The sequence below is a fragment of the Dokdonella sp. genome, assembly GCF_036518555.1.
In the GTDB taxonomy this organism is placed as follows: domain Bacteria; phylum Pseudomonadota; class Gammaproteobacteria; order Xanthomonadales; family Rhodanobacteraceae; genus Dokdonella_A.
This window is the reverse complement of sequence record NZ_DATDMY010000057.1, coordinates 17,598-28,482: the sequence shown is the minus strand read 5'-3', so window position 1 is coordinate 28,482 and position 10,885 is coordinate 17,598. Positions and strand designations below refer to the sequence as shown.

The window sequence follows — 10,885 nt, the reverse complement described above, 5'->3', positions numbered from 1 at the left end:
GGCGAGCACGCCCGGCGCGAGCAGCATCACGTCGGCGAAACGAACGAGCAGGAAACCGCCGGCATTGATCACGCCGGCGTGCAGCAGCGCCGATACCGGCGTCGGCGCCTCCATGACCTCGGTGAGCCAGCCATGCGTCGGAAACTGGGCCGACTTCAGCACGGCAGCGACCGCGAACAGGCTTGCCGCGGCCACTTCCAGCCACGATGCGCTCCGGGTCCGGGCGAGGGCGTCGATCGCGCCGACGTCGGTCGTGCCGAACGCCGTCGCGAGGAGAATCGCCGCGACGATCAACGCCGCCGCACCGATGGCCGAGAACAGCCGCTTCTTGCGTGCAGCGCGTTGTGCCGCGCGGCGCTGCGGATAGAACAGGAGCAATCGACGCAGCGCGACGCTGGTGGCGATCCAGGCGCCGACCAGCTGCACGAGATTGCCTGCCTGCACGAGCAACAGGACCGACGCGAGCGTCGCGCAGAGACCGCCGAGGAACGCACCGTAGCGCGGCTCGCCGTGGACATACGTTCGCGCGTACCGCACGACGATCCAGCCGACGAAGGAAACCAGGAGCAGCATGGTCGAGCTCACGGTGTCGAGCCGCACGGAGAGCCCGATGCCGTGCCCACCGAGCAACGGGCTGTCGCCGGCGCCGCGCGCGACCAGCAGCGCGAGCGATGCGAGGGCGACCAAGAGCGCGCCGATGGCGGAGCCTTCCGCGATGGCGGGCACGGTGGAACGGCGTCCGCCGGGGAGGCAGGCGAAGAGGGCGGCGACGACGAGCAGGAGCGGCCCGCACAGGGGAAGCAGGTAGGGCGACAAGGAGGTTCACCGCGATCGGTTGGGTCGGGGCGCCTTGAATATCAGTCCCGCCAGCGATAGAAAAATTCATTGTTTATGCTGGATCGTTCGCTATTATCGAACGTCATGACCTCCCTCAATTACAATCACCTGCGCTACTTCTGGGCTGTCGCGCACGACGGCCATCTGACGCGAACGGCGGCGCGGCTGAACCTCACCCAGTCCGCGCTCTCGGTGCAGATCCGCAAGCTCGAGGAGCGGCTCGGCCATTCGCTGTTCGAACGCCGCGGACGACAGCTGCATCTGACCGAAGCCGGGCAGATCGTGCTCGACCACGCCGATGCGATCTTCGCCGCCGGCGAGGAACTGCTGGGCACGTTGCGTCAATCCGGCGCGGTGCGGCAGGCGCTGCGGGTTGGCTCGCTGGCCACGCTCTCGCGCAATTTCCAGATGGAGTTCCTGCATCCGGTGCTCGGCCGGACGGACATCGACCTGATCCTTCGCTCAGGCAGCGCTGGAGAGCTGTTGCGCGCGCTGGCCGCACTCAATCTCGACGTCGTCCTTCTCAACCAGGCGCCCGCCGGAGATGCCGTGCCTTCCCTCGTCACGCATCGCCTGGCCGAGTTGCCGGTGAGTCTGGTCGGCACGCCCGATCGCCTGCGCGAGACCACGAGCCTCTCGGACCGCCTGGCGAAACATCCGATAATCCTGCCGACGACGGACAGCAGCGTGCGGATCGGTTTCAATGCGCTGGCGGACCGCCTCGGCGTCCACCCGCAGATCGTCGCGGAAGTCGAGGACATGGCGATGATGAGGCTGTTGGCGCGCGAGGACATCGGCCTCGCCGTACTCCCGCCGATCGTGGTCAAGGACGAGATCGCGGGGGGCGTGCTGGTTGCCGGCGATCAACTGCCGGGGATTTCGGAAACCGTGTACGCGGTGACGATGGCCCGGCGTTTCCCCAATCCACTCGTGAGACTGCTGTTGCACCCCGAAGAAGCGTTGGAAAACCCTTAGGTTCGGCAAGACCTGCGACGCCGCGTCTGGAATCGGCTGTGAGCCGGTGGTTCGGCGACGCGCGCGGTCTTGTCGCGTATGGGAGGAGGAGAGTTCCAAGTGCGAAAGCGAACGCGCATCGAGAGCGCGGATGACCACGGCCGAACGGGCACGGGCACTCCGGCGGCGTCATGCGACGCGCCTGCCCCCGACGCACAGACAAATGTCGACGCTGCCTGGATGCGGCGCGCGCTCGAACTCGCGCGCCATGCCGAGGAGCACGACGGCGAGGTGCCGGTCGGCGCCGTGCTCGTGCTCGACGGCACGATCGTCGGCGAAGGCTGGAACCGCAACATCACGCTCGACGATCCGACCGCGCATGCGGAAGTGCAGGCGCTGCGCGATGCCGGAAAGCGGCTCGGCAACTACCGCTTCCCGGGTTCGACCCTGTACGTCACGCTCGAGCCGTGCGTGATGTGCGCCGGCGCGATCATCCATGCGCGCGTCGCGCGCGTCGTGTACGGCGCGACCGATCCGAAGACGGGCGCGGCCGGCAGCGTGTTCGACACGCTCGTCAGCGATCGCCACAACCATCGCACCACGGTGACCGGCGGCGTGCTCGCCGCCGACGCGTCGGCGATGCTGACGCGCTTCTTCCGCTCGCGGCGGTGATCGCCCATTCGCCGCGCAGGCCGGCAGGGCGGGAGTCCACGCGCCGTCGCGCGCGAACGACGCTTCATGCGCCCGCGTCGCTGGCCGGATACACGACCGCACCATCCGTGCGGATCTCGGCGCCGGGCGTGAGACGAGCGGGTTCGACGCGGCCCGCGCCCAGGATGTGCACGACCGACTCGCCCGCCGCGAGCAGGTGGTCGGCGACGATGCGCCGATGGCAGCGCCACCACACGGCTTCGGAGCACATGACCGCGCAGCGGCTCGCGTGGCCCGCATCGAGCAAGTGCACGAGCGCTGCCCGGAACGGAGCGGTGAGCGCGTAGTCGGCGTAGTTGTGGAAGCTGCGATTCGTCCAGTATGCGTTGACCTGCGGCGGCACGTCGGCCTTGCCGCGCCGGCCGCCGAGCGCGGCGACGTGCTCATACGCGATGCCGGCACCGTCGAGCGAGGCCGACAGCGCATCCTGGTCGAACTGCGAATGGGCCTTCGAGCCCGGCATCCGGCGCACGTCGACGACGCGCCCGATATCCGATTCCCGCAGCAGTTCGATGAATCGATCGAGGCTGCGGTTGGAATGACCGATCGTGAAGAATGGGCGATTCACGTGGCGACGTCAGCGCACGTGCTCGAGCACGCGGCCCCTGTGCGCGGCGACGTGATTCGTGCGATCGCTGCGGATCTCGTACTGCGGATCGTCCACGCTCGCATGGTGGCGATGGCCCTTGTAGTCGAAGTCGCGCACGTGCACCGCGATGATCGTGCCGGCGACGTGACCGGATTCGGAGTTCCAGCGCACGTGGTCGCCGACCTTGAACGTCTTCTTCATGACGCCCTCCGCGCACGGCGACCCGGGAGCCGCCATCGACGCTACCATAGCCCGATGCCCGTGAACGCACCGCATCGCGCCGGCGTCGACGCCGTCACCCGTCGCACGACCCGGCGGTCGCGATGAACCATGCTGCCGATCCGCTCGACGCGCTGCTCACGCGCATCCGTGCGTGCCGCGCGTGCGAGGCGCAGCTGCCGCTCGGCCCGCGGCCGGTGCTGCAGGCACACGCGGACGCGCGCATCCTCGTCGTCGGCCAGGCGCCGGGCGCGCGCGTCCATGCGAGCGGCGTGCCGTGGGACGACGCGAGCGGTGTGCGCCTGCGGGAATGGCTCGGCGTCGATGCGACGACATTCCACGACGCCACGCGGTTCGCGATCGTCCCGATCGGATTCTGCTATCCCGGCCGCGGCACGGGCGGCGACCGCCCGCCGCGCCCCGAATGCGCACCGCTCTGGCTCGACCGGGTGCTCGCGCACCTGCCCGCGATCCGTTTGACCTTGCTCGTCGGCCAGCATGCGCAGCGGCGGATGCTCGGCCCCGCACGCAGGGCGTCGCTGACCGACACCGTGCGCGCGTGGCGCACGTACGCGCCGGGCGTGGTGCCGTTGCCGCATCCGTCGCCACGCAACCAGCCGTGGTTCAAGCATCAGCCCTGGTTCGATGCCGAGGTCGTGCCCGAGCTGCGCGCACGCGTGCGTGCGCTCGTGTGAAAACCCGATCGCACCGCGACGGCGGCGTTCATGCGGCGGCTTCGGCCGCACCCGAGCGACGCGCGCGGATGTCGCGCTTGCGCACCGCGAGCTCACGCGCCTCGTCGAGCGAGTGGCTCTCCTTGACGCCGCCGTTCGTCGCCGCGCGGCGCGAGAGTTCGCAGTAGAACCGGCGCAGTACCTCGAGTTCGCCCTCGTCGAGATCCTCCACTGCGACGACGCGATTGCTCGCGAGTTCGTGCGCGGCGAGCAACTCGTTGAGCTTGATGTGGATCGCGAGGCTGTCCTTGTTCTGGGATTGCTGGATGATGAACACCATGAGGAACGTGACGATCGTCGTGCCGGTGTTGATCACGATCTGCCAGGTTTCGGAGAAGTGATAGAGCGGGCCGGTCGCGGCCCATACCACGACTGCGACCATCGCGAGGAGGAACGCCCACGGCGACCCGACCCATTGCGTGATGCGTCCGGCGAATCGATCGAACACCGAGCGGCGACCGCGCAGGCGCACCGGCAGGATGGACCGGCTCCGGAAGCGATCGCTCTTGCCTCCCGCATCGGCTTCGAGGCACGGCGGCGCGTCGTCGGAACCGGATTTGCGCTCAGGCGATGCAGCCTTCATCGGTGTCTCTCCTCGAGGGAAGGGCGCCATCATCGGGCGCGCGACCCAACGGACCGTGAACCCGAACGCGTCGCGCTCACGCCGTCGTCAGTTTCGGCCTGCATTCGGCGTCGTCGGAGCAGGGAGCGCCGACGGGGCGCCTTCGAGACCCTCCAGGCGCTGGCGCCACACCGCCTTAGGCTGCGGCTTGACGAACAGCGCGACGACATCCGGATGGGCGTCGCGGATCTCGCGTTCGAGTCGACGAACGCAGCGCTCGATGTCGTCCGCGAGCAATTCGTCGCGGAACTCGGCGCTCAGCGCCGCGAGCACGCGGTCCGGTCCGAGCTGGGCCGTGTACACGCCGTTGGCATGCGCGATCGCCTCGTCCGCGGCCGCGATGCGCAACAGCGAATCGCGCAGGTGCGGATGCGCAGGCTCGCCGATCAGCAGCGCCTTCGTCTCGCGCGCGAGGAAGATCGAGGCGAGGCCGAGCAGAACCGCAATGAGGATCGAAGCGAGCGCATCCGCTTCGGGTCGATCGATCGCATGCGCCACGCCGATGCCGACCGCCGCCACGACGAGACCCGCGAGCGCGACGCTGTCTTCGAGGAACACCGTGAACGTGCCCGGATCCTTGCTGCGCCGGATCGCAGCGAGCACGCTGCCGGTCGGATGCGCCCGGCGCAGCTCGCGCCACGACGCATGCCAGGAGATGCCCTCGAACACGCACGAGAGGCCGAGAACCGCGTAGTTCACCGCGATGTCGCGCAGCGGTTCCGGATGGCGCAGGTGCAATACGCCTTCATACAAGGAAACGCCGGCGCCGAGCGCGAAGATCAGTAGCGCGACGATGAAACTCCAGAAGTAGAGCTCGCGACCGTAGCCGAACGGATGCGCCGTATCCGCAGGCCGCGACGCGCGGTGCAGCCCGTACAGGAGCAGCAGCTCGTTGCTCGTATCGACGAGCGAATGCACGCCCTCGCTGACCATCGCGGAGCTGCCCGTCATGGCCGCCGCGACGAACTTCGCGATCGCGATCGCGAAGTTGCCGCCGAGCGCGAGCAGGACGACGCGCCTGCGCCGCAGCCTTGCCTTCGTCTCGCCGCCGTCAGAGTTCATGCGGACCTCGATCCGGACATCCGCGGTATGTAGCCAGCGCGACGCTGAACGTTCCGCGACGCGCGGTCGGCGTCGTGCATTGCGATGCGCACGACGGCGCATCGACTCGCTTCGACTTGCAGCGACGCCCGCGGCCGTCAGGGCAGGGACGGGCGCCGCAGTGGCAGCGACTTCAACCATTCGACGGACCGGCCGAGCGCGCCCTCACCCGCATCCGTGCCGAGGTCGAACTGATATTCATGGCCGAGGGGCGGCGTGTAGCCGGCCGGAAAGAAATGCTCCGTCACCGCGATGCCGAGCTGTGCCAATGCCTGCGCCAGGGCGACCGATTGCGGCCCTAGCGGATCCGCGTTGCCTGCGCTGACGAACGCGGGCGGGTAAGCCGGCGTCAGGTGTGGTGCGAGCGCCATCGAATCCAACGCCCCTGTCTTGCGCCAGCTGCGCGCACCGCTGTAAGCCCAACCGGTCGAATGCACGAACCAGCCGAGCACGCCGCCGCGTTCGCCCATGTGCGTGACGTCGTACACGCCGCAATGGAGCAGAACGCCTGAAAGCTGTCCGGCCGACACGCCGGGACGGATACCGAGCAACTTCGCATACGACGGATTGGTGATGAGCGCGGCCGGCTGCGCGGCGATCTGCGCGCCCGCGCTGTCGCCCGCGAGCACCAGTCGGTCCGGGTCGATGCGCAGCCGCTCGCGGTTCGCGGCGAGGTAGGCGAGGGCCGCGTTCGCCTGCCGGACGGGCGTCGGATACGTCGCCTCGGGCGCGGTGGTGTAGTCGACGTTGACGACCGTGAATCCCCGCCCGGCGAGGATCTTGAGGTAGTTGCCGACATCCTGACGACGCCCGGAAACGAATCCACCGCCATGGAACCACACGACCACCGGTCCGTCTGGCAGGGCATTCGCACCGCGATAGATGTCGAACCGCGCGTCGACGTCCGCCGGGTCGTACGCGAGGTCGCCGTCGACGACGACGTCCGCCGGCACCCTTGGCGCGAGCGCTGTCGCGGCCTGCTCGGCGCCCCGGTCGAAAATGTAGCGAATGACGAGGACGCTCGGCCACGGCGTCGCGTACGCGGCGGCGATCGCCAATGCGGCGATCAAGGCGGCGACCGAGACGAGGAATCTCTTGACCTTGCCCATGCGTAGCCTCGGAGGCGCCAGCGGCAGCTGGCGCAACGTAGCACGCGGCGGACCCGGGCGTCCGGCGGTCGCGTGCCGCACTCGTTCCGTGAAGCGACTCGACGTCACTGCGCCACGCGGATCAAAGCGTTCGCTCGTCGCGTTCGACCTCAACAGACGCCAGCACCGAGGCGAATCCCGGAGTCCATTCTGTATTTTACATAATATGCATTGCGCACCATCTGGGGATCTGGGTGCCACGCCAACCAGCGGCCATATCGTTCACGTCACTGCTGCTGAGTACGTCACGCGCAAGCCCTACCTCATCGGCGGTCCCGCCCTGCATCGCTGATTCACACGTTTGCGGATGCCTCGCACCATCACCTCGGTCATTCGGCGTCATCCCATCCAGCTCAGGCATGCGAAGATAGAGCGGCTCTTCAATGCTGAAGGGACATGCGAGCAGCCCGGGGAGCATTCGGTGTCGCGAACAAGCCAGGAGTCGCCGGACACGCGGGAAACGGCCGGGCGGTCATTGGACGCGTCTCGGCAGGCGGATCTGTTCGCACTCGCGTACGACGAACTCAAGCAGCTGGCACGCCGCGCTCGGCGCCGCGCACACCGCTCGGAAACACTCGACACCACGGCATTGGTGCATGAGGTATTCCTGAAGATTCGCGTGCGCGACGAAGCACGTGACAAGGACCCCTCTTACTTACGTGCACTCGCATCGCGCGCGATGCGCCAGATCCTCGTGGACCGCGCGCGTCGGCGACTATCCGACAAGCGCGGCAACGACGTGCCGCACGTCACGCTGAGCGGCATCAACGCAACTGCAAGCGATGCGCCGTTCGACCTCGTCGCGGTAGAGCGGGCCTTGACCGAACTGGAAGGCCTCGATGTTCGGCTAGCACGGCTGGTCGAGCTGCACGTTTTCGCGGGCATGAGCATGCCCGAAGTCGCAAACGTGCTCGCGGTTGCCGAGCGGACGGCATTTCGCGACTGGCGCAAGGCGCGTGCTTTCCTGATCAGCCATCTCGGTACGGCTGAGAATCCGCAATAGTGGATGCGCGGCGCTTTCAGCAAGTCGGTGATCTGTTCGACGCTGTCGTCGCTTTGCCGGTCGCGCAACGATGGCAGCGCCTGCACGAACTCTGTAGCGATCCGCAGCTGCAGGCCGAGGTCGAAGCACTGCTGCGTGCCGATGAGCACGGCGACTCATTCGAAGCGGAAGCGCGCCATCAACGCGATACGCTGGCGCAGGAAGAAGACGCGTTTGACGGCGCCGGACACACGTTCGGCGCGTGGCGTGTGCTGCGCGAAGTCGGTCGCGGCGGCATGGGCGTGGTCTATCTGGCCGAACGCGACGGCGATGGGTTCATCCAACGCGGCGCATTGAAGCTGATCAAACGCGGCATGGATTCCGAGCCGATCATCGCGCGCTTCCTGCGCGAACGCCGGCTGCTTGCCCAGCTGGACCACCCTGCCATCGCGCGCCTGCTCGACGGCGGGATGAGCATGGATGGACGCCCCTTTCTGGTCATGGATTACGTTGACGGCCTCGGCCTCGACGATCATGTGCGCACCAATGCACCCGGGTTGCGCCAACGCCTGCGCCTGTTCCTCGAGGTTTGCGCTGCGGTCGCATACGCGCATCGCCAGCTGATCGTCCATAGCGACATCAAGCCGAGCAACGTGCGCGTGACGCGCGATGGTACGGTGAAACTGCTCGATTTCGGCGTCGCCAAGCTCCTCGATGGCGGCGGCGGTAATCGTACGGCGACACAGGCGGCCGCGTTCACGCCGATGTACGCGGCGCCCGAGCAGCGCCGCGGCGGTGCGGTGGGCACCGCTGCTGACGTCTACGCACTCGGCAACCTGCTCCACGAATTGCTCACCGATGCGCAGGTGCACGCGCCGTTCAAAGCGGCCATGGGTACCGGCCAGGACCTCGAACGCCGCTACGCTCGCACGGCGCCGAGTGCATGTGCGGCCGCGATCGGCGCCGAAGCGCCGATTCCCGCGCGCGTCCTGCGCGGAGACCTCGACATCATTACGCTGCGTGCCCTGCAGAGCGAGCCCGAGCGGCGCTACGCGAGCGTTGATGCACTCGCCGAGGACGTGCGGCGGTACCTCGATCGCAGGCCGATCGTCGCGCGCCGGGATAGCGCCGCGTATCGCGCGTACAAGTTCGCGCAGCGCCACCGATATGCGCTCGCGGCCGCGTCGCTCGTTGTCGTCATCTCGGTCGTCGCCGCGGCATTCAGCCTGCGCCAGGCCACAGTCGCTCGCGAGCAGGCGACGCGCGCGCGCGCTACCCGGGAATTCCTCGTCGGTGTATTCGCACAGGCGACGCCCGACGAGAACAACGGTGCCCCCTTCACCGCGCACCAACTGCTCGAGCGCGGCGAACGGCAAGCCGCGCAGCTGTCGGACACCCCTACCTCTCAGGCCGAGATGCTGAACCTCGTTGCCGGCCTGTACTGGGACATCGGCGACTACGAGCGCGCGAAGGCCCTCGCCGCTCAGGCGATGGCACTCGGCCCCGCAGTTCCGCGGGCTGTGAAAGCACGCAGCCACATCGTCATGGCGCGGGTACAGAACGAACTGCGTGCATTTCCCGATGCCCTGCAGCACGTGCAGAACGCGCGCGCCTTGGCGGACGCCGCGGGCGACGCCGCTCGCGGCGAGTTGGTTGACGCCCGCCGCACGGAAGTGGCGATCCTCGTCGGCAGCCAGGACTACCAGCGCGCCGAGCCGTTGTTGCTCCAGTTGCTCGATGAGGATCGTGCGCTGGCCGGCGAAGCGTCGAGCGCGGTGGCAGACGATCTCATCCTGCACGGCAAGATCCTTGAGAACAGCGCACGCGGCAAGGAAGGCATCGCCGCGATCACGCAGGCCGTCGGCATCCTGCGAGCACTGCCGACGCAATCCGATACGCGCCTGCTCGATGCCTTGAGTCGGCTCGGCATCGCGCAGCTTCACGAGCAGGACCTCGTCGCCGCGGAGCCGACCTTGCGCGAGTGCGTCGAGCTCGCCACGCGCCTGTATGGCGCCCAAAACATCCAGACGTGGACTACCCGCTCGAACCTGATCCGCGTAGCGGAGTTGGCCGGGCGGTTCGATGAGGCGGTGCGCGAGCGTAGCGCGCTGCTGGAGACCGAACGCGCCGCGCTCGCAAGTTCCAATCCGGGGCAACTCAGTAGCCACGCGAAGTTTCTCGCCGCCGATTACCGCGAACTGGGGCGTTTCGACGAAGCGGAGGCCTCCTTCCGCGAGTCGCTTGCCCTCTCGATTCAGGCGAACGGTTCGCGCAGCGGCAGCGACAGCGCCGATGCGCTGCTGCACTTGGGGTACACCTTGCAATTGCAGGGTCGCTACGACGAAGCCGAGGCGGCCATGCGCGAGTCGTATGCGATCACGAGCGCACACGAGCTTGCGACATCGCAATGGCTCAACGACACGCGCGCACGCCTGGGCAACCTGCTGCGGGCGCAAGGGCGCCATGCCGAGGCCCTCGTCGAACTTCGCGCGGCAGCGCAAGCGCTACGCTCCGTCGCGGGAGCGGATGAAGCGAAGTCCAACCCGGTACTTGCCAATGTCCTTGCGCAATGGAGCCTTGCCGAGCTCGAAGCTGGCGATGCCGCGAGAGCGGAGTCGATCGCCGAGGAGGCACTCGCTCTGGCGCGGCGTTCATTCCAGCCGCGCAACTTCCGCCTCGGGGCGTCGCTGCATGCGCTCGGTCGGGCGAAGCTCGCGCTGGGACAGGCCGAGGCAGCCATGATCTTGCTGGATGAAGCACTGGCCGTTCGCTCGCCGCCGCATCCGCCGAGCGATCCGCGCGTGCTCGAAGTACAGGTCGTGCGCGCCGCCGCACTGACGGCCATGGGCCATGGCGAACAGGCGACGTCGCTGCGACGGGACATCGCTCCGTTCATTGCCAAGCTCGCCCCGCCATGGCGCGCAAGCCTGCACGACCCTCTACCGATTGCCCGCTGAGGCAACGCGCAGCGTCGTTGTCAGGGTTTTG

11 protein-coding genes are annotated in these 10,885 nt (G+C 68.0%); 5 read left to right on the top strand and 6 right to left on the bottom strand.

Going from position 1 to position 10,885, the window contains the following annotated elements; translation table 11 throughout:
- Positions 1 to 816, bottom strand: an 816-nt coding sequence (locus tag VI238_RS03470; protein WP_331648478.1) for a proton-conducting transporter membrane subunit, incomplete at its 3' end; no start/stop codon positions are given.
- A gap of 75 nt (positions 817 to 891) precedes the next feature.
- On the opposite strand from VI238_RS03470, the gene VI238_RS03465 reads away from it, so the two are divergent.
- Both VI238_RS03465 and tadA read left to right on the top strand, forming a co-directional pair.
- Positions 892 to 1,812: a LysR family transcriptional regulator gene (locus VI238_RS03465; RefSeq protein WP_331648482.1), complete on the top strand. Its 921-nt coding sequence runs from the start codon at positions 892 to 894 to the stop codon at positions 1,810 to 1,812.
- 117 nt (positions 1,813 to 1,929) lie between these two features.
- Positions 1,930 to 2,463 (top strand): tRNA adenosine(34) deaminase TadA, encoded by a 534-nt coding sequence (gene tadA / locus VI238_RS03460; RefSeq protein ID WP_331648480.1) that lies wholly within the window; start codon positions 1,930 to 1,932, stop codon positions 2,461 to 2,463.
- A 64-nt stretch (positions 2,464 to 2,527) separates the two neighbouring features.
- Here tadA and VI238_RS03455 read toward each other — a convergent pair whose 3' ends face one another.
- Entirely contained in the window at positions 2,528 to 3,070 is a 543-nt protein-coding gene (locus VI238_RS03455) for a DUF488 domain-containing protein (RefSeq protein WP_331648476.1), read from the bottom strand.
- 9 nt (positions 3,071 to 3,079) lie between these two features.
- Positions 3,080 to 3,292: a DUF2945 domain-containing protein gene (locus VI238_RS03450; RefSeq protein ID WP_331648474.1), complete on the bottom strand. Its 213-nt coding sequence runs from the start codon at positions 3,290 to 3,292 to the stop codon at positions 3,080 to 3,082.
- Between the two features lie 122 nt (positions 3,293 to 3,414).
- Between VI238_RS03450 and VI238_RS03445 the strand changes: the two genes are divergently transcribed.
- Positions 3,415 to 4,005 (top strand): uracil-DNA glycosylase family protein, encoded by a 591-nt coding sequence (locus tag VI238_RS03445; protein ID WP_331648472.1) that lies wholly within the window; start codon positions 3,415 to 3,417, stop codon positions 4,003 to 4,005.
- 28 nt (positions 4,006 to 4,033) lie between these two features.
- Here the strand turns inward: VI238_RS03445 and VI238_RS03440 are convergent, their stop codons facing one another.
- The 3 genes from VI238_RS03440 to VI238_RS03430 all read right to left on the bottom strand — a co-directional run bounded on the left by VI238_RS03440 (position 4,034) and on the right by VI238_RS03430 (position 6,876).
- Positions 4,034 to 4,627, bottom strand: coding sequence for a low affinity iron permease family protein (locus VI238_RS03440; protein WP_331648470.1), 594 nt, complete (start codon positions 4,625 to 4,627; stop codon positions 4,034 to 4,036).
- Positions 4,628 to 4,714: 87 nt separating this feature from the next.
- Entirely contained in the window at positions 4,715 to 5,728 is a 1,014-nt protein-coding gene (locus VI238_RS03435; RefSeq protein ID WP_331648468.1) for a cation diffusion facilitator family transporter, read from the bottom strand.
- A 137-nt stretch (positions 5,729 to 5,865) separates the two neighbouring features.
- Positions 5,866 to 6,876, bottom strand: coding sequence for an alpha/beta hydrolase (locus VI238_RS03430; protein WP_331648467.1), 1,011 nt, complete (start codon positions 6,874 to 6,876; stop codon positions 5,866 to 5,868).
- Positions 6,877 to 7,222: 346 nt separating this feature from the next.
- On the opposite strand from VI238_RS03430, the gene VI238_RS03425 reads away from it, so the two are divergent.
- Together VI238_RS03425 and VI238_RS03420 are read left to right on the top strand one after the other, a co-directional pair.
- On the top strand, positions 7,223 to 7,918 hold the full coding sequence (locus tag VI238_RS03425; RefSeq protein ID WP_331648465.1) for an ECF-type sigma factor: 696 nt from the start codon (positions 7,223 to 7,225) through the stop codon (positions 7,916 to 7,918).
- Positions 7,918 to 10,854 carry a protein kinase domain-containing protein gene (locus VI238_RS03420; RefSeq protein ID WP_331648463.1) on the top strand — a complete coding sequence of 979 codons (2,937 nt, stop codon included), beginning with the start codon at positions 7,918 to 7,920 and terminating at the stop codon, positions 10,852 to 10,854. Before VI238_RS03425 ends, VI238_RS03420 begins: the two co-directional genes overlap by 1 nt.
- Positions 10,855 to 10,885: the final 31 nt, after the last annotated feature.